Annotated in this window: 25 protein-coding genes; 15 read left to right on the top strand and 10 right to left on the bottom strand. The window is 44.8% G+C overall.

Features of this window, described 5'->3' with window-relative positions; genetic code table 11:
* The first annotated feature begins 59 nt into the window (after window positions 1-59).
* The 5 genes from ACXAD4_RS19420 (at window position 60) to ACXAD4_RS19400 (ending at window position 4238) form a co-directional block, all read left to right on the top strand.
* Window positions 60-2030: an alkaline phosphatase D family protein gene (locus ACXAD4_RS19420; protein ID WP_475243500.1), complete on the top strand. Its 1971-nt coding sequence runs from the start codon at window positions 60-62 to the stop codon at window positions 2028-2030.
* Between the two features lie 59 nt (window positions 2031-2089).
* The gene (locus tag ACXAD4_RS19415; RefSeq protein WP_475243498.1) at window positions 2090-2689 is read left to right on the top strand and encodes a YceI family protein; all 600 of its coding nucleotides are present in this window, start codon (window positions 2090-2092) and stop codon (window positions 2687-2689) included.
* A gap of 141 nt (window positions 2690-2830) precedes the next feature.
* Entirely contained in the window at window positions 2831-3448 is a 618-nt protein-coding gene (locus tag ACXAD4_RS19410) for a fumarylacetoacetate hydrolase family protein (RefSeq protein ID WP_475243496.1), read from the top strand.
* Window positions 3449-3491: 43 nt separating this feature from the next.
* Window positions 3492-3707 carry a DUF3820 family protein gene (locus ACXAD4_RS19405; RefSeq protein ID WP_039469726.1) on the top strand — a complete coding sequence of 72 codons (216 nt, stop codon included), beginning with the start codon at window positions 3492-3494 and terminating at the stop codon, window positions 3705-3707.
* 27 nt (window positions 3708-3734) lie between these two features.
* Window positions 3735-4238 carry a GNAT family N-acetyltransferase gene (locus ACXAD4_RS19400; RefSeq protein ID WP_475243495.1) on the top strand — a complete coding sequence of 168 codons (504 nt, stop codon included), beginning with the start codon at window positions 3735-3737 and terminating at the stop codon, window positions 4236-4238.
* A gap of 54 nt (window positions 4239-4292) precedes the next feature.
* Here ACXAD4_RS19400 and ACXAD4_RS19395 read toward each other — a convergent pair whose 3' ends face one another.
* On the bottom strand, window positions 4293-4418 hold the full coding sequence (locus tag ACXAD4_RS19395) for a hypothetical protein (RefSeq protein WP_475243493.1): 126 nt from the start codon (window positions 4416-4418) through the stop codon (window positions 4293-4295).
* A 202-nt stretch (window positions 4419-4620) separates the two neighbouring features.
* On the bottom strand, window positions 4621-6060 hold the full coding sequence (locus ACXAD4_RS19390) for an MltF family protein (protein WP_475243491.1): 1440 nt from the start codon (window positions 6058-6060) through the stop codon (window positions 4621-4623).
* Between the two features lie 378 nt (window positions 6061-6438).
* Between ACXAD4_RS19390 and nrdD the strand changes: the two genes are divergently transcribed.
* The 4 genes from nrdD to ACXAD4_RS19370 all read left to right on the top strand — a co-directional run bounded on the left by nrdD (window position 6439) and on the right by ACXAD4_RS19370 (window position 12036).
* Complete coding sequence (gene nrdD, locus ACXAD4_RS19385) at window positions 6439-8559, top strand: anaerobic ribonucleoside-triphosphate reductase (protein WP_475243489.1); 2121 nt, start codon at window positions 6439-6441, stop codon at window positions 8557-8559.
* Window positions 8560-8625: 66 nt separating this feature from the next.
* Window positions 8626-9099, top strand: a complete 474-nt coding sequence (gene nrdG, locus ACXAD4_RS19380) for an anaerobic ribonucleoside-triphosphate reductase-activating protein (RefSeq protein ID WP_475243487.1) — start codon at window positions 8626-8628, stop codon at window positions 9097-9099.
* A gap of 642 nt (window positions 9100-9741) precedes the next feature.
* Window positions 9742-11739 carry an EAL domain-containing protein gene (locus ACXAD4_RS19375; protein ID WP_475243485.1) on the top strand — a complete coding sequence of 666 codons (1998 nt, stop codon included), beginning with the start codon at window positions 9742-9744 and terminating at the stop codon, window positions 11737-11739.
* Window positions 11740-11772: 33 nt separating this feature from the next.
* Window positions 11773-12036 carry a DUF2960 domain-containing protein gene (locus ACXAD4_RS19370; protein ID WP_317523048.1) on the top strand — a complete coding sequence of 88 codons (264 nt, stop codon included), beginning with the start codon at window positions 11773-11775 and terminating at the stop codon, window positions 12034-12036.
* Window positions 12037-12063: 27 nt separating this feature from the next.
* On the opposite strand, the gene ACXAD4_RS19365 is transcribed toward ACXAD4_RS19370, so the two are convergent.
* The 4 genes from ACXAD4_RS19365 to ACXAD4_RS19350 all read right to left on the bottom strand — a co-directional run bounded on the left by ACXAD4_RS19365 (window position 12064) and on the right by ACXAD4_RS19350 (window position 15144).
* Window positions 12064-12903 carry a ceramidase domain-containing protein gene (locus tag ACXAD4_RS19365; protein ID WP_475243483.1) on the bottom strand — a complete coding sequence of 280 codons (840 nt, stop codon included), beginning with the start codon at window positions 12901-12903 and terminating at the stop codon, window positions 12064-12066.
* Between the two features lie 9 nt (window positions 12904-12912).
* The gene (locus ACXAD4_RS19360; RefSeq protein ID WP_475243481.1) at window positions 12913-13311 is read right to left on the bottom strand and encodes a globin; all 399 of its coding nucleotides are present in this window, start codon (window positions 13309-13311) and stop codon (window positions 12913-12915) included.
* Between the two features lie 146 nt (window positions 13312-13457).
* Window positions 13458-14354: an EamA family transporter RarD gene (gene rarD / locus ACXAD4_RS19355; RefSeq protein ID WP_475243479.1), complete on the bottom strand. Its 897-nt coding sequence runs from the start codon at window positions 14352-14354 to the stop codon at window positions 13458-13460.
* 193 nt (window positions 14355-14547) lie between these two features.
* Window positions 14548-15144, bottom strand: a complete 597-nt coding sequence (locus ACXAD4_RS19350; protein WP_475243477.1) for a class I SAM-dependent methyltransferase — start codon at window positions 15142-15144, stop codon at window positions 14548-14550.
* A 231-nt stretch (window positions 15145-15375) separates the two neighbouring features.
* Here ACXAD4_RS19350 and ACXAD4_RS19345 point away from each other — a divergent pair, with 231 nt between their 5' ends.
* The 4 genes from ACXAD4_RS19345 to ACXAD4_RS19330 all read left to right on the top strand — a co-directional run bounded on the left by ACXAD4_RS19345 (window position 15376) and on the right by ACXAD4_RS19330 (window position 17853).
* Entirely contained in the window at window positions 15376-15729 is a 354-nt protein-coding gene (locus ACXAD4_RS19345; RefSeq protein ID WP_475243475.1) for a DUF2750 domain-containing protein, read from the top strand.
* Window positions 15730-15880: 151 nt separating this feature from the next.
* Window positions 15881-16129, top strand: coding sequence for a hypothetical protein (locus ACXAD4_RS19340; protein WP_475243474.1), 249 nt, complete (start codon window positions 15881-15883; stop codon window positions 16127-16129).
* Between the two features lie 172 nt (window positions 16130-16301).
* On the top strand, window positions 16302-16892 hold the full coding sequence (locus ACXAD4_RS19335) for a TetR/AcrR family transcriptional regulator (RefSeq protein WP_475245592.1): 591 nt from the start codon (window positions 16302-16304) through the stop codon (window positions 16890-16892).
* A 106-nt stretch (window positions 16893-16998) separates the two neighbouring features.
* Window positions 16999-17853, top strand: a complete 855-nt coding sequence (locus tag ACXAD4_RS19330; RefSeq protein WP_475243473.1) for an alpha/beta hydrolase — start codon at window positions 16999-17001, stop codon at window positions 17851-17853.
* 74 nt (window positions 17854-17927) lie between these two features.
* On the opposite strand, the gene ACXAD4_RS19325 is transcribed toward ACXAD4_RS19330, so the two are convergent.
* Window positions 17928-18689 (bottom strand): 1-acylglycerol-3-phosphate O-acyltransferase, encoded by a 762-nt coding sequence (locus ACXAD4_RS19325; RefSeq protein ID WP_475243472.1) that lies wholly within the window; start codon window positions 18687-18689, stop codon window positions 17928-17930.
* A 588-nt stretch (window positions 18690-19277) separates the two neighbouring features.
* On the opposite strand from ACXAD4_RS19325, the gene ACXAD4_RS19320 reads away from it, so the two are divergent.
* Window positions 19278-19793 carry an NlpC/P60 family protein gene (locus ACXAD4_RS19320; RefSeq protein WP_475243471.1) on the top strand — a complete coding sequence of 172 codons (516 nt, stop codon included), beginning with the start codon at window positions 19278-19280 and terminating at the stop codon, window positions 19791-19793.
* 23 nt (window positions 19794-19816) lie between these two features.
* Here ACXAD4_RS19320 and ACXAD4_RS19315 read toward each other — a convergent pair whose 3' ends face one another.
* Window positions 19817-19951 carry a hypothetical protein gene (locus tag ACXAD4_RS19315; protein ID WP_475243469.1) on the bottom strand — a complete coding sequence of 45 codons (135 nt, stop codon included), beginning with the start codon at window positions 19949-19951 and terminating at the stop codon, window positions 19817-19819.
* Between ACXAD4_RS19315 and ACXAD4_RS19310 the strand changes: the two genes are divergently transcribed.
* Window positions 19950-20468, top strand: a complete 519-nt coding sequence (locus ACXAD4_RS19310) for an aminoacyl-tRNA deacylase (RefSeq protein ID WP_475243468.1) — start codon at window positions 19950-19952, stop codon at window positions 20466-20468. The genes ACXAD4_RS19315 and ACXAD4_RS19310 overlap by 2 nt on opposite strands.
* 69 nt (window positions 20469-20537) lie before the next feature.
* Here ACXAD4_RS19310 and ACXAD4_RS19305 read toward each other — a convergent pair whose 3' ends face one another.
* Both ACXAD4_RS19305 and ACXAD4_RS19300 read right to left on the bottom strand, forming a co-directional pair.
* Window positions 20538-21092 (bottom strand): protein disulfide oxidoreductase, encoded by a 555-nt coding sequence (locus tag ACXAD4_RS19305; RefSeq protein WP_475243467.1) that lies wholly within the window; start codon window positions 21090-21092, stop codon window positions 20538-20540.
* Window positions 21092-23194: a protein-disulfide reductase DsbD family protein gene (locus ACXAD4_RS19300; RefSeq protein ID WP_475245591.1), complete on the bottom strand. Its 2103-nt coding sequence runs from the start codon at window positions 23192-23194 to the stop codon at window positions 21092-21094. Before ACXAD4_RS19300 ends, ACXAD4_RS19305 begins: the two co-directional genes overlap by 1 nt.
* Window positions 23195-23212: the final 18 nt, after the last annotated feature.

The raw sequence follows: 23212 nt of genomic DNA, 5'->3' as shown, positions 1-23212 counted from the left end.
TATAACAAAGTGAAACATAACACAGCCAAACATAAAGAAGTAAAGAGTAAAGCCAAGCTATGACCGTTGAATCACCGTTAAATACAACCCCAGCTAACTCTCAGCCATTGCCTCTTATCCTTGCCGGGCCAATATTACGTAAGGTAACGCCCAAGGAGCTGACGTTGTGGTTTGCGGTCTCAAGCCCGCTTGAAGGACGATTTGCTCTCTATCACCAAGCTGATCAAAAAGAGCTGTTTTCTGGCAGCCTCTCACAGGGTAAGCACATCCAAATTGGTACGCGAGCTTGGGTATATCAAGTGACATATAGCGGTGAGTTCCCTGCTGATACGCCTTTGGAGTATCAAGTTGAAACGCAGGGTGGCCTGCTCACTGAGCTCGTCCCTGATCTGCTTTATGACGGTGAGTCACGCCCTTCGTTTATCATCAGAACCCAAGCTGATTATGTGATGCACGGCTCTTGCCGAAATCCGCACTATCCAAGCAAAGACAGCTTAGTGGCGGCAGATAATAAAGTTGCAGCTCAAGGTATTCTTGAGAGGCCATCACTGCTAATGATGAGCGGGGATCAGATCTATGCCGACCATGTTGCCGGTGCAACCCTAGATAGCATCCATCAGGTTATCGATTTACTTGGGCTTTATGATGAAGATTTCGATAAAGCGCCGGTCGCCAATACTAAGGAGCTGCTAAGCCATGCCGATAACTTCTATGGCAGGGAGAAACTGTTACCGCAATACTTAGAAGGTGGTGAAGATATCATTGAGCGGTTTCCACGTGTAGCTAACTGGCTAAGACGCAAGTCTCCGGTTTTCAGCTCACGTGAGTCAGGCAATCACCTGATCACCTTGAGTGAGTTTAATGCCATGTACTTGTTGGTGTGGTCGCCAGAGTTGTGGAAACTGGTAGATAGCTCTCGGCTGGAAAAAAATAGATTTCAATGGCAGGGCGCTTCTTTGGAATCGAATACCTTGGAAGCCAAATGGCAAAACCTTTGGGCCGATGAGAAACTCCAGATTGATCAGTTTGTCGAAGGCCTGCCGCAAGTCCGTCGGTTAATGGCGCATATTCCTACCTATATGATCTTTGACGATCATGACATAACAGATGACTGGAACCTAACGGTGGGGTGGGAGCAAGCGGCTTACCATAATCATTTTTCGCGAAGGATCATTGGTAATGGCCTGATCAGTTACTGGTTATGTCAGGGCTGGGGCAATGCGCCAGAAAAATTCGACAAGACATTTCACACTCATGTGGATACTTACTTCAATCATCCTTTCAGTGATAGCCAGGACAGCTTGATTGATTACCTTTACCGCTTTGAACAATGGCATTACACCATTGGCACGACGCCGAAAATGCTGGTGCTTGATACCCGTACTCGAAGGTGGCGTTCAGAGTCCAAGATGAACAAGCCATCTGGCTTAATGGACTGGGAAGCACTCAGTGAGCTGCAAATGTCCTTGATAAATGAACCCGCAGTGATTTTGGTCTCTGCCGCGCCGATGTTTGGGGTAAAGTTTATTGAATCGCTGCAGCGTGGTATGACATGGCTTGGGCAGCCTTTATTGATTGATGCTGAAAACTGGATGGCACATCCGGGTTCTGCCAATACCTTGATCAGTATATTTACCCATACCAAGACTCCCACAAATTTTGTGATTCTCTCTGGAGATGTACATTATTCGTTTGCCTACGACGTTAAACTGCGTTTTAGAAACTGTAGCCCGAATATTTATCAGATCACATCAAGTGGAATTAAAAACGAGTTTCCTAATGGTTTACTTCGTGTCTGTGATTTCATGGATCGAATACTCTATAGTCCTCGTTCACCACTTAACTGGCTTACCAAGCGCAAGCGCCTCAAAATCTTCAAGCGCGATCCTGATTTACCTGGGAATCATCGTTTGATAAACCGTAGCGCCATTGGAGAAGTCAGGCTGGATGCCGACGGTAAGCCGGTTGATATTGCTATTTTGACGGCTGAAGGGGAGAGGGTAAGCTTTCCGCCAATTAACGCTAACTAAATTACTGACCTATATTTCTAAGTGATATTTCAAAGAAATAACAAGAGAAGGGGAAGTCAATGGCGGTAAATTGGAAGAAGCAATTAGTGGTAGGGGGGATGTCTGTTGCTTTAATGCTAGGAGCTAGCAATGCATGGGCTGGATGGAAGTTAGATAGTACTCACTCCTCTGTAGGATTCTCGTCGGTAAAAAACGATAGCGTGATGGAGCAACACGGCTTTCGCAACTTGAGTGGGTCAATTTCTGATAGCGGTGATGTATCTTTGTCGATTGACTTAACCAGTGTAGATACCAAGATCCAGATCCGTGATGAAAGGATGAAGAAAGAGCTCTTTAATACCGAAGAGTACCCGCTTACGACGGTTGAAGCTAAAGTGGATGGAGAAGCTATTAGTGGATTGAGTGCCGGACAAACACTGGTGCAAGATGTTGAGTTTAAGCTCGATCTGCATGGCAAGGAAGAAGCGCTGAATGCCAAAGTTCAAGTGACAGGGCTAGACGGTGGCGGCTTGTTGGTTTCGACAATTAGTCCAGTAGAAGTGCAGGCAGTTAGCTTTGGGCTCGATGAAGGGGTAGGTAAGCTTAAAGAAATCGCAAAATTAAACTCGATATTGCTTACGGTACCTGTAAGTGCGAACTTGGTTTTTGTGGCTGAATAGGCAAATAATTCAGTCTTGGTAGTTTATGCCTGGTAGGTTATACCTAAAACCAATATTGCATATTTTTTCAAAGCCGACCATTGTCGGCTTTTTTTATCGGTGTTACTTTGCTATTTCATGGAAAGATTGAAAGGGATTGAAATGAATACAGTTATCGTCGAGAACAAGGTCGTTACGTCAAATAAAGTGGTGTGTGTAGGCCGTAATTACGTGGCTCACATTCATGAGCTAGGCAATGAAGTCCCCGATGAGATGGTACTCTTTACCAAACCTAACTCGGCGATCTCTGAAGAACTGTTATCCTCCCACCGAGGTGATGAACTTCATTACGAGGCTGAGCTATCTTTTCTTTACCGCAATGGTCGTTTTGATGCTGTGGCTGTAGGGTTAGATCTCACCAAGCGTGGTGTACAAAGCAAACTAAAGGAGAAAGGACTTCCTTGGGAACGCAGCAAAGCGTTTGATGGATCGGCATTGTTTAGTGAGTTTGTCCCTTTGCCTGCAGATGAAGTGGGGGAGTTGGGTTTACGACTGTTCATTGATGATGAGCTAACCCAATTAGGAACCGTTTCACTGATGATTTATTCACCTGATGTGATTTTACAAGAAGTGCAAACCTTCATGACGCTTAATGATGGTGATATTGTGATGACAGGTACACCGTCTGGTGTGGGAAAAGTACAAGCCGGAAGTCAGTTTGAGGCTCAGGTAACGGCGGGTGAAGAGGTTATCGTTTCAACGCAGTGGGTCGCCAAGTAGTTCGTTGAAAAACCGATGCAATATTGAAAGAGAAAAACTAAGCGTGTTTGATAAAGAAAAAATCGTTAAGTTAGCCAATGTGAAGATGCCGTTTGGTAAGTACGCCGGCAGGGTCATTATCGATTTGCCGGAAGAGTACTTGCTGTGGTTCCAGAAAAAAGGTTTTCCTGAGGGGGAACTGGGTTTACTGATGGCATTAGCCCTCGAGATGAAAATCGAAGGGCTGGAGAGCGTGATACGTCCATTGAGACGTGATTAATACGTTAGCAAAGCAGAAAGGAATTTTGTGGAAATATCGATTAGACACTACGAAAAAACGGACAATGCTGATTTGTTCGAGATTTACCGCCTACCGGAAGTTACGGCGAATACTTCACAACTGCCGTATATCAACTCGGATAAGGTGGAGCAGCTATTTGATAACCCTGAAAATTACACGCTGGTCGCTGAAGTCGATGAAAGGGTTGTTGGCCACGTTACCTTGTTTTTGACTAGAAAAGTCAGGGATAGGCATGCGGCGTTCTTGGCGATAGCTGTGCATCCTTCATGCCACGGAAAAGGGGTAGGACGACACCTTATGGAGCAAGCCATTGAACAAGCCGATAACTGGCTCAACTTGATCCGTCTTGAGCTGGAAGTCCATGTGGATAATGAAGCGGCATGCGCGCTGTATCAAAAAGTGGGCTTTGAAACGGAAGGGATCAAGCGATTGAGTACGTTCAAGGCGGGTAAGTATATCGATATGGTGCTGATGTCGCGGATCAGGCCGGATCATGCCTCTATATGCTAATACAAAAAGAGCGAGTCACAGACTCGCTCTTTTTGATCACAGCAGCATAGAGAGCTAGAGCACAATAATGTCATTGGCAAGCTCGTCTTCATCATCATTTAAGTTCAGGCTATCTGGGCAGTTTGCCAGTAGCTCTTCATCTGTCGGTACGACAATTGTTGTATTGTTCAGTAAATCCATAGTTACACACCTTGTATAGCGCTATGGCAGAGGCCCATAGCCAATTTATCCCCAGGGGACATTCCGTTACTTAATGTTGTACTGGCAAGGTTAGCGGCATTAAATGACAGAAGAGTGAAAGCGAGACATTGATCTCACCTTCTAGCCCGCCGTGATATTATTTGGATGAATTTTAAGCAGGGAGATGGCTGAACGAAATACGCTAACGAGACAGCTTAAAACGCAATCGGTTTTGGCTAGCCATACGTTGCCCAGCGGCATTTTGTAAAGAAAAGATTTGTTTGTAGATAGTGAAGTATCTGTTGATGTTCCCGACATAGGTGATCGGCTCCATGCCGACTTCCTCTTTAACAATCACTTCGACATTGTTGAACCACTTGGTGGGATCATAGCCGCGCTCTTCAGCCACTTTTCTCAGTCGCCTGATCCGGTTTGGCCCGGCGTTATAGCTCGCAAGGGCGAAGTAGAGTTGGTTGAGCTCATCGGTCTCGTCATCCGTCACGTACCTTTCGCGGATGAAGTCCATATATTTAACCCCGGCATGGATATTGTTTTCGATGTTCTGGATGTTGCGAATGTTGATGTAAGGCTCACTGGCTGTTTGTGGTAGCACCTGCATAATGCCGATAGCACCGGCATGGGAGCGTTTGGACTGATCAAAACCTGATTCCTGGTATGCTTGAGCGGCAATAATTAACCAGTTGATGTCGTACATATTTCCATAGCGGATAAACCTATCCTCCAGCTCTTTGAACTTTTCTATGCTGTCAGGGCTCATCACTTTTTGGAACCACTGCTTACTGTTGAGGTAGCGGTTGAACAAGACATTGCCGTTGAGCGTCCCACGCCGGTTGTTTTCAACAAATTCATCGACTAACGCTTCAAATTCAGGACTATTTTTGCGAAAGCTCCAGCCTATAGCCCCATTTTTTCGGATTGGGTATTCGTAGTGGATCTGTAAATCGTCGGTAACGAGATCCCAAAACTCAGCTTTGTGTGAATCCAGCACCGTCATTGGAATGATGCCTTCCTGAACCATCTGTAACATTTCAAAGTCTTGAAGTGTTTCCTCGAGAAAATGGACGAACATCGGCTCTTTGCCTAGTTTTTCAAGTCGTTTGTTTATGCGACGAATACTTTGGTAATAACTGGAGCTGGCACGTAGCCAGACACTCTTTTTCGATAGTTGCTTAATGTTTGTGATAGGGCTGCGAGTTGAGTGGGTGATGAACAACTCTTGAATATCAGAAAGGATAGGGGTGCTGAAGTCCACTAGCTTCATACGTCTTGGGGTAATGGTCAGGTTTGCCGTGACCAGATCACCAATGCCAGCATTTAACGCAGGCAAGAGTTGATCGCGGTTTACTGGGATGATTTGTATGCGAATTTTTTTCTGGGTTTTTTCTGTGACAAATTTTTCAAATAGCAGCAGCATCTCAGAAATGAGACCTTTAGGTTGACCTCTGTCCAGGTAGTAAAACCCAAGGTCTGCGGCAACGAGAACTCTAATCACTCGCTCCTCTTCCATCACAGGAAGATCGCCAGTGTATCTTTCGTATTTCTGCGGGGTGATTTGGAATGCGCCGCAGACGGAAGACAACAGTACGCCAATCATGAACAAGAAAGGCAATGCGGTTCGCATAGGCAATACTCTTCACAATAATGCTTTTGAGTATAGAGGGCGAGAAGATAACCGACAAAATGCGACCGAGCCGGGGCCGAATAGCGCGCTAGATTTGAACTTAAACTCTAAAATTAATTCAAGTGATTTTTTTAGTGTTTTCAGTGTCGAGGGTAAAATAAATGAGTTGACATTTTTGCAATGCAACGAGTGAAAATGCCCAATTTGAGAGGTCACCGAAAACATCGGTCGTTAGGTGTACGCTCTTGGTAAAATACTGACATAGATCAATGTTTCCATTCCTGAATTCTCGCTTAATACACCACATCTTGTATTGGTCAAATTAGTTAGCCCTATATTTAGTGGTTTTCGTGACACTGTCATTTTTAGGAGCCTTGTGTGAACCCTGTTGTGATTAAGCGTGATGGTTGCCTTGTACCGTTTAATACTAAGCGTATTAAAGAAGCGGTATTAAGCGCTGCCGAATCTGTAGAGGCAATGGATGCCACTTATGCTGAGTCTGTTGCTGAGCAAGTACTTTCTCAGTTTGCTGACCAGGATCAGGTCGAGATCCACGCCATTCAAGACGCGGTTGAAAATCATCTTATGATGGGTCCACACAAAGTGGTTGCACGTGCATATATCGAGTACCGCCACGATCGTGATATTGCCCGTGAGAAGAAAAGTCACCTAAATAACGAAATTCGTGGTTTGATTGAGCAAAGCAATGCGTCTTTGCTTAACGAAAACGCGAACAAAGACAGCAAGGTTATCCCAACCCAGCGTGACCTGCTGGCGGGTATCGTTGCTAAACATTACGCAAAGCAGCATCTGTTGCCTCGTGACATCGTGAAGGCACACGAAGACGGTGATATCCATTTCCACGATCTGGATTACTCCCCATTCTTCCCAATGTTCAACTGTATGCTGATTGACCTAAATGGCATGCTGACCCATGGCTTTAAAATGGGTAATGCAGAGATCGATACGCCTAAATCGATTTCTACAGCAACTGCGGTTACCGCTCAGATCATCGCTCAGGTGGCTAGCCATATTTACGGTGGTACAACGATCAACCGTATTGATGAAGTGCTGGCACCTTACGTCACTGTGAGTTACGAAAAGCACCTTAAAGTGGCGAAAGAGTGGGATATTCCTCAGCCAGAGGAATTCGCTAAAGCCCGTACCGAGAAAGAGTGTTACGACGCATTCCAATCTTTAGAATACGAAGTAAACACCCTTCACACCGCAAACGGCCAAACACCGTTCGTTACTTTTGGATTCGGCTTGGGGACTTCATGGGAATCGCGCATGATCCAATCGTCGATTCTGAAGAACCGTATCGCAGGCTTGGGTAAAAACCGTAAAACGGCTGTGTTTCCTAAACTTGTGTTTGCTATTCGTGATGGCTTGAACCATAAGCAGGGCGATGCTAACTATGATATCAAGCAGCTAGCTCTAGAGTGTGCATCTAAGCGTATGTACCCAGATATCTTGAACTACGACAAAGTGGTTGAAGTTACAGGTTCGTTCAAGACCCCTATGGGCTGTCGTAGCTTCTTGGGTGCCTATGAAGAAAATGGTGAGCTGATCCACGAAGGCCGTAACAACCTAGGTGTTGTTAGCTTGAATTTGCCACGTATTGCTTTGCAAGCACAAGGCGATGAAGCGCAATTCTTCACATTACTGGATGAGAAGCTTGGCCTTGCGCGCCGCGCTTTGGAATCTCGTATTAGCCGTCTTGAAGGTGTGAAAGCTCGTGTTGCTCCAATCCTGTATATGGAAGGCGCATGTGGTGTGCGTTTGCAGCCAGATGACAATGTGTCTGAGATCTTCAAAAATGGCCGCGCTTCGATTTCACTGGGCTACATTGGTATCCATGAAACCATTAATGCATTGTACGGCACAGAAACGCATGTTTACGATAATGAAGAACTTCGCCAAAAAGCGATCGCTATCGTTGAGCGCCTGAAAGCCGCAACAGACAGCTGGAAAGAAGAAACAGGCTACGGCTTTAGTCTCTACAGCACACCAAGTGAAAACTTGTGTAGCCGTTTCTGTTCTATCGACACCAAAGAGTTTGGTGTGGTAGATGGCGTTACCGATAAGGGTTACTACACTAACAGCTTCCACCTAGATGTAGAGAAGAAGGTAAACCCTTACGACAAGATTGATTTTGAGATGCCATATCCTGAAATCGCAAATGGTGGCTTTATCTGTTACGGCGAATACCCGAACATTCAGCATAATGTTGAAGCGCTAGAGAACGTTTGGGATTACAGCTACACCCGTGTGCCATACTATGGCACAAACACACCGATTGATGAGTGTTACGAGTGTGGGTTTACCGGTGAGTTTGACTGTACCAGCAAAGGTTTTACTTGCCCTAAATGTGGTAACCATGAGCCATCCAAAGTGTCGGTAACCCGCCGGGTGTGTGGTTACCTAGGTAGCCCGGATGCTCGTCCATTTAACTTCGGTAAACAAGAAGAAGTTAAACGCCGCGTAAAACACATGTAATTACTGGCGAAAACCCGTTAATTGAATTAAGTGCCGAGTTATCGGCACTTTTTGTTTGGAGCTGCAATGAATTACCACAACTATTACCCTGTTGATGTAGTCAATGGTCCTGGTACACGCTGTACCTTGTTTGTGTCAGGGTGTGTGCATCAATGCCGAGGTTGTTACAACCAGAGTACGTGGCGCCTTGATGCCGGGCATGTTTACACTCAGGAGATGGAAGACAAAATTATTGCAGACCTCAATGACAAGCGTATAAAGCGCCGTGGCTTGTCTTTATCCGGTGGAGATCCACTACACCCAGCGAATGTTCCCGCTATTTTGCAATTGGTTCAACGCGTACATGCAGAATGCCCGGGTAAGGATATTTGGTTGTGGAGTGGCTACCGACTAGAAGAACTTGATGTCCAACAGAAAGCAGTGCTTGAGTATGTTGATGTTGTGATTGATGGTAAGTTTGAAAAAGAGTTTCATGACCCTGAGTTGGTTTGGCGGGGGAGTAGTAATCAAGTTATCCACTACCTTAAAGAGCCCGAGTAAGTAAAATGATCGGTGTTACGTTGTAATTCTGGCTCGATATAGACTAAGTTTGCTCTAAAAAGCCCTCTTTTGTTAAATTTTTGTTTAAATCAGAGGGTTATCCACTGTTTCTGTGCATAACTCTGGGAAAACAGTTTGAATAGATGGTGCCGATAATTAAGGGCATGATTTTCAAGCATGACATTTCGCTACCTGATGTAATCCCCAGTAAATAATCCTTTACTTTTTTTCATAAATTTAAATTAACTTCAAAATTGATTATGAATCAAAGTATATATTCTAGTGTTTATATTCCTAAGGAACTATTTACTTAATAACTTTCAGGAATTGTACTTTTTATGCAGGTATAATCAATCTTGATGAATAAAATTTCAATCATGCTTTATTCTGATTTATTTCGTGGTTTATAGAATATTTCCCAACTATAAGATATAACAATCAGCTATATAAAACGTAATTGTAGTGTGCTTATAAATCTAATTTGATATGATTAAAATTAACAGCTAATCAAGTTGCTATTGTGCCTTTATTACTAGGTGTAAGCGACTTAGTGTTTTAGAAATTGGATAGTGTACATTGCCTCTTTTACTTTCAAAGTTATCTACTAATCCCTTTTTAGTTGCTATTAGCAATGTCTTTATCATGGCATTGCCAGTCTCATTAATAGCAGCATTTTTTAACTTATTGTCTATATTTTCGGGGAGATTGGGTTACGACAGCGTCAGTGTGACACTGGGTTATGTGGGAGAGATGACAGGACATATGTTCCCGCTGTTGTTGAATATCTTTTTGGCAACATACTACGCGTCGATACTCAGGTTACCTAAGGCTGCGCCGATATCATGTGCGCTTGCCTCCTTTTTCATTATTTCACAGCAATGGGATCTTATTTCACCTGTCATAGCGTTACCTAATAATTTCGCTCTCTCCTTACTGAGTGCATATGCTTCCTGTGTCATTATTGCGAAAATAAATAAGCTACGTTTATTTAACTTTGACAAGTTCATTAGTACTGTTGATGCATCAATCCAGATGATTGTTACATGTGTGCTTACATTAGCAATACTAATTATTGGTTCGCACTTATTATCTTTTATCTTTACTCACTTTATTGAGCCGGAAATAGTTTTTCCTAAACTGGATCCAACATCATTTTATGATGGGTTGTTATATGAATTTATCCGTGGGCTGTTATGGAGTGTTGGTGTAAACGGCCATAATATTTTGCATATGTATAAGACTGAATTATACGATATTAGCATAGCCAATATGGCAGATTGGAAAAACTTTGGGACCGACCTCAACATAATCAGCACTAACTTCTATGACTTTTTCACCGGTATGGGAGGAAGTGGTAACACGATAAGCTTGGTAATGTGCATGTTGTTTTTTGCCAAGGGTAAAGGATATCGCCTGCTAGCGAAGGCTGCGTTGATATTGACCATTTTCAATATCAATGAACCAATATTGTTCGGTATTCCGGTGATTTTTAATCCGATAATGATAGTCCCATTCCTGTGCGTACCGCTTATCAGCTTTATGCTTGCCTATGGAGCAATCGCTGCAGGACTTATTCCTCCTTTAAGCGAAGTACATAGCTGGTTGATCCCGCCAATAATCAGCGGATATGTGTCTTCTGGTGGCACTGTCTCGGTAGCCGTATTTCAGCTGTTTCTTATTTTGCTGGGTGTCGTGATCTATTACCCTTTCTTTAAAGTGATGGACAAACGTTCTCTTGGGGTAGATGTCTCCTCTATGTTCAGGACTCATGTCTTTAAGGACGATGAAGTCCCTGTAAAATCCAAGCTGAACAGCTTTATTCCTTCTATTCAGGACAACATGAATGCCCAACGTGAGGTGGAGCAGCTGCAGAATAGTGGTTCATTTGTGTTGCACTATCAGCCGCAAGTGGATATCCACAGTGCAGAAGTCGTAGCTCTAGAAGCTTTGATCCGGCATGAAGATGTAAAGGGGAGGGTTATGGGACCGACTTTTTTGAAATCTTTTGGTCAGTTAGGGCTGCTTTCCGATGTGGATTTTTGGGTGCTTGAAAGGGCCATTTCCGACGCATCAGAAATGGTGCATACCCCTAACTTTACCATTTCGGTTAACGTGTCGGCAGATACAATATTAAAGAGAGGGTTTGTGCAGTCTCTCAAGCAGGTCATTGACAGTAGCAAATTGGATTACAACCAAGTTGAAATTGAAGTGACTGAAGAGATGCTTATTCAGGATGAAGTGCGAACTGCAAAGGTTATTCAAGAGATCAAGGCTCTCGGAGTATCTGTCGCCTTGGACGATTTTGGTACTGGGTATTCGTCATTGGCTTATCTCTCTCGATTTGACTTTGATAAGATTAAAATTGATCGAACACTGGTTGAAAACCTTGATTCAGAGCGCGGTCGCAGTTTGTTTGATGTTGTCGTTCAACTTGGCCACATTACACAAGCCAAGATTGTCGTAGAAGGTGTTGAGACAGCTAAAGAGCTTGGCTTTATCCAAGAAAAAGGTGTGCAGTACGTACAGGGATTCTTCTTTTACCGGCCAATGACTAAAACGCAGATCATGGCTGAACATATTGTGCCGACACGCTCTAGCCAAACCGGAAAAAAGGTTTCTTCTGAATTTGAAGTAGGGTAAATTCCCTGTCTTGATTTTGCTGTTGGAGGCGTTATGTCACGCACTATTATTTATACCTATAAGAAAGAAGAGAAAACAATCACGTTTTCTTACTCTCAGTATCATACGATTCATGAGGCGGTTGCAGCAGCAGAAGGCATTGACTTGACGGAATACCTTAAAATGGAACAGCAGGTTGAAGCTGTATCTTCCGGTAGTAAGGCGGTGAGGGATTTCCGCGATAGCCACTTCCGCAAGCTTGGTTTTGGCAAGATTGCCTTGATGCAAAAAGAAAACCGTGGTGTCGGTAAAAAGTAACCCATTAAGCCGTACCCAGAAGCCCTGCTAGCCGCAGGGCTTTTTTGTCACCGCTCTTTTCCAGCCAAGGTAGACGAAATAGCCAGCTATAGCCGCCAGGATATGCTTGAGGCAGTGCCCACTAACCTGCGAAGTAAGTTCATAGATCTCATCATCGTTTGATTCCGCCCATTTACACAGTACATAAAAGCCCAGAGCGTAAAGGTAGTATCGAGTCGGGTTTTGCTTATTGGGATAAAGCCACACAATGAGCGGGATGTGAATAATAGGCAAGAGCTGAACCAGTACATAAGGGGCCATATCACCACGTCCGGTGATGACATCTGTCATATACCAATAAATCACCGAAATCACCCCATATGCCAGTGTTGGCAATAGCATCGCCTTACCAAGTTTCGGTGATAGGTATTCAGCGAGAATGATGCAATATAAGCTGATAAAGCCAATGGTGATAGGGATCCTATCTATCATCAAGGTAAATGCGCCCGGAGCTAAATGATAAATACTAGAGCCTAAAAAAGCACCGATCAGGCTGATAAAGAAGAGTTGATAGGCAAAAGACATGGAGGGCTTAATTGCTAGTGATTGGCGCTTGTTCTCTATTAACCCCATGACCCCGACGATGAGAAAACCCACATTGCTGATGACATTCCAAAAATGAGGAATGCCCAATAGCAGTCGCTGGTCGGCATAGTCATAGAAATTACGGCTTTGCTTAATCGGTGAGAAATAGAGCGCCAATGCACCAAGGATCAAAGCAATTGCGATGAGCAGGACATATCGCCAGTCAAATAGCGAACGTTCCTGTGCCGCCGGCTTTTTGTTTTGCCTGGATGACGAGTCATCAGATTGAAAGTTTGAAGGCATCGCATTTCTCTATATACATTCCTCTTTCATTATAGCGATACCTGCTTTAAAGCAGTCTTTCCATGCCAAGGCAATCTCATCATTGAATTTTGGATCGCAAAGCCGGACGGTTTCGATTAGAGATTCCAACCACAACTCAAAATCTTCGGGTTTTACCCCGACCCCATCTGGTCCATGAGCTTTTCCATAGCGACGAACACCATCTCTTGCCTGATCGGAAGTAGATGCCAACATGATCATAGAAATTGAGAGCTTTAGCATCCTTATTTGTCGCTCCATATCGACGCCTTCAAAGATGTCTTGGAAACGTTGGTCTTGCTGCCAGAAATGGTGGTAGAAAATGTGGAAGAACTGTTTGTTACGCTGACAACGCTCGTAACTGTCATTAAAGATTTCGTGGGTATCCATACCGCAGCGAGCCTCTGATTAAATCCATACACTTATTATGGCAATAAAAATGCACTATGCAATCAGGGTCGTAATAAGGTTGGGCGGGGGTAAGCCACTGAAAGCTATCCTTAATAGCGAACAGTGGCTTAGCAGCTAATGAGATTTTACGATGTTTTGAGTCGCCTTAAGGCCAAGCCACTTAGCGCTTCAAGGCTGCACAGTAGCAAACCTAACCAAATAAAGCCGAAGCTAATCGCTTTGACCTGATCAAAGATTTCACCAAACAGAAATACAGCAAGTAAAAATTGTAGTGTCGGTTCGATGTATTGCATCAATCCAACCATTGTTAAGCTAGTACGGCTGATAGCCAGCGCAAAGAAAATCAAAGGCGCAAGTGTTACAGGGGCAGAGCCGATATAGAGTAGCAGGGTGCCAAAGTCTGCTGACAATGCTGTTGAGGTGCCATTGGCAAAGGTATACCCCAAATACATCAGGGCAAACGGCGCCAGGATCACTGCTTCAAGAGTGACGGATGTGAGGGCATCATAGCGGATGTATTTTTTACACAGCCCATAAATGGCAAAGAAGCTGCCCATTATCAGTGAGATCCACGGCAGTTCTCCGTAGTGCCAAACCTGGTAGCCAATGCCTACGATGCCTAAAACAACCGCTGCCGATTGTGCTTTGCTGAGTTTTTCCTTGAGAAATAGAACGCCTAGGGCAATGGCAAACAGGGGGTTGATAAAAAAGCCCAAGCTGGCAGCAAGCACTTGATCATGGGTGATAGCCCAAGTGAAAGCATACCAAGATACACACATGATTAATCCGGCCAAGCCAGCCATGGTCAGGGAACGCTTGTCCTGCCAAATTTGTGCGAGTTTCGGCATCGGTCGGCGCAATAACAACATAACGAGCAACATAAATGGGATTGAAAAAACAATCCTCAATGCCAGCAAATCATTGATATCAGCTCTTGGCAGAAACTGATAGTAAAGAGGGAGGATCCCCCAAAGCACAAAAGAAAATGCAGCAAGTGCATTTCCGGCACGTTGAGTGTGCATAGCAGCAAACCTACATAAGTACATGAAAGACAAAAAACCCAAGAGCACTCATTCAAGGATTTGATTGAGCGTGATTTGGTGAAAACTCATTGGGGAGTTGCTATTTTGGCATGGTTTCATCTAAACAAGAACAAAAAACGAACATTAAACGCTAGTTTTTTAATTGCCATTTAGTGAATTAATGTATTGGGTGTTACTTCTTCATCGCAATGATGGTATGGATAAGCCATAGCCGTTTTTTCCCGGTTAGGTTAGCGGAATATTCTTGTTTCTTCTTCCAGGAAATAATGTAAAAGTCCGCGAACAGCTGCTCTAGTTCAAACTGGCTATGGGTAAGAATCGGTAATTTCTCATTGGGCTCTAGAGCCTCTTTACCCAAGAAGTGGCCGCAAAAAATCCCGCTCTTTTTTAGGCTGCTGGAGATATTGGTCCAAAGTGTATTGAAGTCATGAGGTGTGCAAAAGAAAAGACAGGCACTGGCATTGATAAGATTCGCTCGCGGGAACTCATATTCGGCAAAACTACTAATTTGGATATCCAAATTGGGGTGAGCTCCTATTAGAGGGTGTTCCGACAAGGCTTTTAGCCTGGGGCGATCATTGTCAAAGGCATAGACATGGTAGCCTTGCTCCAACAGATAAAGAGTATCTCTGCCGTTACCGCAAGCACAATCAACTGCAACTTTTCTTTCACCGTGCTCACCGATGTACTCGTGGGCTTCAATGAGGTGAGATCGTGGATTCAGAATAGTCTGATTACTCAGGTTAGAAAGCCAGTCAACGGTTGCCATGCGATATCCTCTAAAACTGCCCGTTAAGTATTATTGTTCCGGTCATCTAAACAAGTATAGCTACCTTATCGATGCAAAGGATAAAGAGGTAATAATCTGATGAGGTTAGCAGCAGATATCACGATAAATTGTTCATCTTCTGTCATGAATGTCTGGTATTATTAGCTCAAATCAAGTTACTGATGCTGTATCCGAGTTACTTGGATATAAACATATATAAGAGAGAATAGAATGACTAAGTTAACCACAGACATTAAGGCAAATTGCGATCTGTTTGTTGAAGAAACCAAAGATACTCAGCAGGTATGGGGTCTTTGTAACGAAGAGGGTGACTGGCTTTCTGTTGACTCTAGCGAGTTCGAAGAATCTGAAGTAATGCCTTTCTGGTCTAACGAAGCAGACGCAGTAGTTCACTGTGTTGATGAGTGGGCTGAGTTCTCTGCTGTGATGATCCCGCTAGATGTGTTTGTTGAAGATTGGATGATTACACTGGCTGAAGACGGTGTATTGGTTGGCTTGAACTGGACTGATCAACTTGAAGGTTCTGAAGCTGAGCCTTCTGATGTGGCGAAAATGTACCTATAAGTACTCCCCACTCAACAACAACTCTTAAGGCTACCGTTTGGTGGCCTTTTTAATACCCTTGCTATAATAAAACTATCATTAGCTGAGCCGAATCTTACTCGAGCGATAGAGAGTTAGCTGGGTAAATGGCTCTTTCTGTTAGGAGGGTATTATGGTCCTGTCAGAATGTCGCCAGTTGATGGCAGAAAATGCAATTGTGGAAGCCCGTTTGGTGCATGACTTTCTCAGTGCCGGATGGGGGGTTAACTTTATAGATAACCAGGGTAATGAGTATCCCATAACGGATACTTACGGGATCCCATGTAGTTATGATTCGCTTAAACAAGCGGAAGATTTGGTTCACCAGGTTGGTGATTGTCCCGTTCGCATAGATAGCTTGTTCCGCTTTGCTGAGCGTTAATTCTCTTCCTTCGTGTATGTATCCTAGCTTCGTGCCTGTATTTTAGGTACCGGTACGAAGTATGTTGTATCAATACAATTTAAGCCTTCCCATAAAAGTACGATCGTGCTAAATATACAAGGTAATCGAAAACTGACAGTAAAAATGAGTTTTTGTAATGGACAAACAAGCAATGAGTAAGAAAGAGGCCACTCGCCTCCACATTTTGAATACCGCTTTTTCGTTGGCGAGCCGAGACGGGCTGGATAGCTTAACGATTGGTCAGTTGGCGAAAGCCTCTGGTATGTCAAAAAGCGGTTTGTTTGCCCACTTTAACTCACGCGAGAATTTGCAGATTGCCGTCCTAGACTTTGCCGGAGAACAATTTGTAGAACGGGTCATTCAACCAGCTCGTTTGCAACAACCTGATACCATTGAGCAAAAGTTACGGCTTTTACTGACAAATTGGTTGGCCTGGAATCGTTCGTTTCAGGGTAGCTGTATGTTCTTGGATGCCTGGACAGAACGGGGCGAAAAAGAGCCGTCAATGCAGCTGAGGCTAAAAGAAGTCACTAAGCGCTGGCTTGGCTATTTGTATCGTCAGTTTGAGCAAGGCAAGGAGCAAGGCGAGTTTAAATCTACGTTGGATAGCTGGCAGTGTGTTTACCAAGTTTATGGTGTTTATCTTAGTAGTCACTTGTTCCTTAGCATGGAGCTAGAAACGGATGATCACCAGCGGTTTTGGCAAGGGGTTGAAGGACTTCTTGGCCAGTGGCGAGTCTAACCAACAATTAAGCTTCATCGCTGTTTCATCAGTGATGAAGTCGAATATGTGAAACTACAACAAATAAAAATAGCACGGTCGTTCTATTAAAATAAGTGAGAAAGTCATGAGCAGCAAGATTTACTTCAAAAAAAGTCGAGGCTTTGATGTACGTAGAAAGCTTATCAACCTGACAACCAGCCTACATCACCGTCTTGCCCCTGAGCATGCAAAGCGTATGGCACGCAAAGTACTGCTTACGCCGGTACGTAGTAAAAAAGTGGTTGCAGAACCAATGGGTATGGAGAAAAAAACTATCGCAACCTCTGAAGGTATGATGATGACCTATAGCTTGGGAGAAGGTCCGACATGGGTGCTAGGCCATGGCTGGTCGGGTTCATCCCGTCAGTTCTTTTCCTTGATGGAGCATATTGCCGCCTCAGGTTACAAGGCATTGGCTTTCGATAACCCTGCCCATGGCGAGAGTGAAGGGCGGTTTGGCCACTTGCCGGGTTTTATCGCGGCATTTGATAGTGTTTTAGAGCAACAGGAATCGATTGCTGGTGTTGTAGCGCATAGCATGGGTGGTGCAATGGTATTGGAAAGCCGCCATCCTTTATTACAAGATAAACCCGTATTGCTGGTTGCACCGGTATTAAATTATACCGAGAACCTGGTGTCGACCGTTGCGCAGTCGGGTTATTCCATGAAGTTGTTTCATGAAGTGGTAGATGATATTGCTGAGCAATACCAATACCCGCTAGAGAGTATTAACCCTATGGATCGTCTCGAGGGTAGGGAGGCGAAAGCGGTAATTGTCCATGATAAATATGACCGCTTTGCTTCTTATGCGCACTCTGAGCTAGCGAGTGCTAACCAACATGTCACCTTGATTGCCACAGAAGGCCTAGGCCATGGCAGGATCTTGCAAAGTGATCAGCTCAAGAGTGGATTCGATTTGCTAATCAAGGGTGAGCACTAGTTGCCAAAAGTGCTTGTGTTTGAAACAAAACAGGCTTGCCGGTTGGCAAGCCTGTTATTGGTTAAGGGGGTAGGTTAAGAGCTGATACTGACTTTGTCACCCGCGCGAGCTTGTTCAAGCTGGGCAACTTCAGCGTCTAGTTCTGCAATTTTCTTTTCCATTAGCTCATGACAGTGGTCTGCTAATTTACGGGCATCAGATAGCTCGTAGCCTGAGACATCAATTGGGTCCAGCATCTCGGCAATGACAATGCCATTATCCCGGTTAGAGAGTGAAATCTTATTGTGAATAGAGCTTACGCACATAGGGATGATCGGCACACCCGCTTCGATGGCCATACGAAAAGCACCGGTCTTAAACGGCAGTAGACCACGTCCTTTGCTACGAGTACCTTCCGGATACATCCATACTGACAGGTTGCGCTTATGAATAGCATCAGCCACTTGCTGGATGGTATTGCGGGCGCTGGACTTGTTCTCACGGTCAATCAGTATATTACCAGTGATCCAATAGAGCTGGCCGAAGAAAGGAACCCATAACAGGCTCTTCTTGCCAATAGATACCGCTCGCGGTGGCAGCATGCCTGGCGAAGTGACGAAATCGAAGACGTTCTGGTGGTTCGAGATGTAAACGGCTTTGGGGGTGTCAGCAATCTTTTCTTGGCCCCGATGAATGAGCTCGACCCCTACGATGCGTTGCAGTTGATTAAACCAGCGGCAGAAAAAATGCACGTGCTTGGGATCGCGCGGTTTAAACAAGGTGCAGTACACCAGTGCGAAGAGTGTAGTAAAGATAATAAAAATGGCCGCGAGGAAAATACGGAAGAATGCAAGCACGCTTACTCCTTAGCGATTTAATGAAAAACTGTGTGCATTATGAAATCTTTTTAGTTGTATGACCAGTAAATCGATGCATGTTTTATTTGAATAATTGATAGAAGGTTACAAATGTTTAAAAATTGTTCATCGAAATCCAGGTGAAAATTCACTTTTTGTTGATTTGCCTATAAAAATTAGGTGGATAGCCAAAAATGCAAATAATTGAACAAATAATGAGTTGGTGTTCATAAATGCGTGAAGTTGCTCGCAGTTGTGGCCGTACTAGCCAAAAAGTACTGGATAAGTCGCTGAATTAAAGAGATAAATACTTTCGATAGATGCAATATGCTCTCCTTGGTTGGGTGAGCGCAAGGTATCTATCTCTTCTGTTGTGTGGAGTTTTGTGGGCTGACTTTTGTCAGCCTTTTTTTTGCTTGCCTTCCACCATTGCACTGCCTTTGCTGACTTTCTCATCAGTTATGTCAAATTTTTGCCGTAAACGCACAATAGTGTTTCCGAATCGGCTATTTTTGACTAACCTAGTAAATTATTACCACAAATAATTCATAGCCTGCCCATTTCAGCGCAGTAAAGGAGTCAACCGCAGTGAAGAAGCAGTTACTATCACTGGCTTTGACAATTTGGCTTTCGGGATGTTCTTCTTCCCCTGACTCTCTAGAAAGCGATGAGGCTTCTAGTGAACAACAGGCCAATACCCCGCGTTATGAATTTGTTGAAATGAATGTGCCCATTCATCAATCTCCTTCGCTTGATTCTGTTTACCGCCAATGGCGTGGTACGCCATATCGCTTGGGTGGAACGACTAAGGCTGGTATCGACTGTTCGGCCTTTGTCCAGATTGGTCTTGCCGAGGTGTTTCAGAAAAAGCTTCCAAGAACGACCGGTGAGCAGGTAAGGCAGGGTAAGTGGGTGGCGATTACAGAGCTGGAAGAAGGCGATCTCGTTTTCTTCAAGACTGGCCGCACCCTGCGTCACGTTGGTATTTACCTTGGGGACTCACAATTTCTTCATGCTTCAACATCACAAGGCGTGATGATTTCAAACCTTAAAAACCCTTACTGGCGCAGTACTTACTGGCAAGCAAGACGGGTTGTCCAATAGCACTTCTTTCTGTGTGAATTTCTTTACGGCTCTGGCTCTGAATTTAGCTCGCGAAATTGGCCATCACCTTCCATACTGAGGCTGTAGGCCCAGTTTCCATCAGGCCCGATTTCTAGTGTTGGGAAGTGGCTTGATGATTGATCAGGAGGTGATCCCATGGCTATGGCACTGACAGTAGGGCAATTCCTCAACAGCCACAATGTCGATTTTAGTCTGACTCGACACAAACATACCGATACGTCATTTAGCTCGGCCATATCGGCTCATGTTCCAACCTCACAGGTTGCGAAAGCAGTAATGCTGAAAGATCAAAACGGTGAGTTCTTGATGGCTGTCGTTCCTTCAAACCGCCGTGTAATGATAGATAAGATCAGCCGCATGATGGGGAAACAATATTTCCTTGTCGGTGAGCATGAGCTATCAGGCATATTCCAAGACTGTGAACCCGGAGCGGTTCCATCAATTGGCCAAGCTTATCAGGTAGATATGCTGGTGGATGATATGCTGTTTGATCAAGATGAGCTGTTCATTGAATCGGGTGACCATGAGAACCTGATTCATGTTGATAGCAAGCAGTTCCATAAAATCATGCATGATATTCCCCATAAGAACATCAGCGGATATCGGATGATGTTTTCAGATGGCCATGAAGGCAGGCACTGGGAGTGGGAATAGCTTGGTATTGACGTTGTAACGTTTTACGAAGAAAACAGCCCAGTCATAGACTGGGCTGTTTGTTTTTCCTTAACTGGCCATTTTCATTCTGAGCCATAAACCCGGCGGAGTGCTGAAGCCTGTGGTGACAGAAGATACTTCACCGTCTTTAATGATAAAGACTGAAGGAACTGCTGAAATTCCCCACTGTTGCATCAAACTACCACGGTTATCATTGATGGTGGTAAAGCCATATTCATTGTGGCCAAGGTAAGCGTTAAGACGTCGGTTATCGCCGGAATTAACCGCGATAGAGACCACATCAAAGCTGTCATCCAGCCAATTTATCGTTGGGCTGACAAAGCGGCAGACACTGCACCAGGTTCCCCAGAAATAGACCAAGACAGGTTTTTCATGGCTACGAGCGATAAGGTCAATATGTTCGCCTGTGGTTGATTGGGCAACCAAAGGCGGAATCGCGTCTTGTGGCATGCTCTGGCTACGCCAAACATCTAATCCCGTTGAAACAGCAATGAGTACAAGGCCCATTAGGAGTGCTTCTTTTATCCACTTCATCAGCCTCGAGGGTTTAGCTTTATCAGCTTGAATAGCTTTGTTTGACTCATCAGTTGATTTTGATGCCATCACTCAACTCCTTTGCCGCTCGCAGCTTCAATCGCCTTGATAACATCGTTACTGGTCAGGATAACCGGTAGGGCAATGCCTGTAGGGGCATTAGGCCCGTAGACGATGTTGAATGGCACACCAAAGCGACCATTGGAGCGCAGGTAGCCAGTGACATAGTCAGAAGGCTTAGTCCAATCCCCTTTCATCAGAACAATATGGTCTTGCTCAAGGGCTGAGTAAACCGGATCTTGAAGCAGTACACTGACCTTGTTGACCTTACAGGTAATACACCAGTCTGCGGTTACATCGACAAACACGGTCTTGCCTTGGCTGACTTGTTGCTGGATAGCATCGATATTGAGCGGTTGCCATGCATGATCCTGTGGTAGAGGTGTCGCCCAGTTGTCGGCAGTCATGCTTCCTGCGATCAAACCACCACCAGAACCGACAATGATGAAAGCCATTGCCAGAATGACCGGCTTGCGGCCTTTAACCTTACCTAGACGCCACAGCAATACCACAACCATTAAGACGCCGATCAGAATGACTGCAGCGGTTGAGAAGAAGCTGGTCATCAAGCTCAGTAGCCACAAGCTGGTCGCTAGCATCATCAAACCGAACAAGCTTTTAACTTTATCCATCCACATGCCTGGTTTCGGCAGTAGATTAGCAAGGCGAGGGAACAGGGAAATCAGTAGCCAAGGCGCAGCCATACCAACGGCCAGGGCAGTAAAGATAGCTACTAGGGTAACGACATCAGCGCCAAGGGCGAAAGCGACGGCGGTGCCAAGGAAAGGGGCACTGCATGGGGTGGCTAGCAAGGTAGCGAACATACCTTGGACAAAGTGACCGACATAAGAGTCATCACCTTTAGTCGCCATCCATGTATTGGTGTCGCTTGATAGCCGTATTTCGAACAAACCAAGCATATTAGCGGCGAACAGGGCGGTAATGATCACCATAGCGCCAATGAAATAAGGACTTTGGAACTGTACACCCCAGCCAAGAGTTTGCCCTGAAAGCTTAAGTGCGATCAGGAAGCCTGCCAATAGCCAAAAAGAGGTCAGGATACCGGCTGCAGACGACAGGAACTGCATGCGGATCTGGCGTTTTTCCAACCCTTCAGCTGCAATCACACTGCTTAACTTCATACCCAATACCGGCAGTACGCAAGGCATGATGTTTAGAATCAAACCACCAAGCAGGGCAATACCGATGATTTCGAGTAAGTTATTGCTACTTGCTGTGATGGTAACGGGAATATCATTGGCAACACCTTTGGTTTCAACTGAAAAGTCGGTGTCACTGATGGTGATATTGAGCGTTTCACCAAGCAGTTTTGGCTCACCGAACCAGCTGCTGACTTTCATCTGTGCAGTAAGTGTGTTGCCGTCCACATTGACGTTTGGTTTTAGGAAAGACGCATCTTGAACGTTCTGTGATTCGCCATCAATAAATACATCTGGCTGGTTCCAACCAAGCGTGTTGCTGGCGACGACAGACAATACCTTCTTATTCTTGTCCCAAGAAAGGGCCTTGATCTCGACGCTTGGTTGTTCTGTCGGTACGTGGCTCATTCCTTGGTTGTACAAATGCATTGCCTGCTCAGAAGCAGTCAGGTTGGCCGGGTTAAAATCGAGTGAGATTTCGTAATCGGTCAGTACACAAATATTGGTACACGAAGACATAGTCAGGACGCCTGAGAGAAATACAGGCTTGGACATGTCTTTGACGTGGATAGTCATCGGGAAGATGATAGTGTGCTTGTAACCTAGTGTTTCAACCCCCAAAAACTCATAACGCTTTGGCATCGGCCAATGCCAGTCAACGTCTTCTAGGTTGTTGGAAAGCGACCAGTCAATAGAAGGTGCAACGCCGCCTTCGCCCGGGCTGCGCCAGTAGGTTTTCCAATCAGTGTCGAGCTTTACTTCTAACAGGGCTTCGACTGTCTTGTTTTGCGGGTCTTGTTGGCCTGTCAGCATATAGCGAAGCTGGACAGGAGGGTGATCAGGGTTTTGCAACCAGCCGGTAGAATACTCAACTGCAGAAGCCGTGAATGAGAAAAGGCTACCCAGCAAAATAAGCAGGGATGTCAGAACGGAAAATCGTTTAAAAATCATATTTTTCAATGTAATAAC

It is taken from the genome of Photobacterium sp. AWH4_225, from assembly GCF_056158405.1.
The sequence above is the reverse complement of the archived record's forward strand: the minus strand, read 5'-3'. Positions and strand labels throughout refer to the sequence as shown.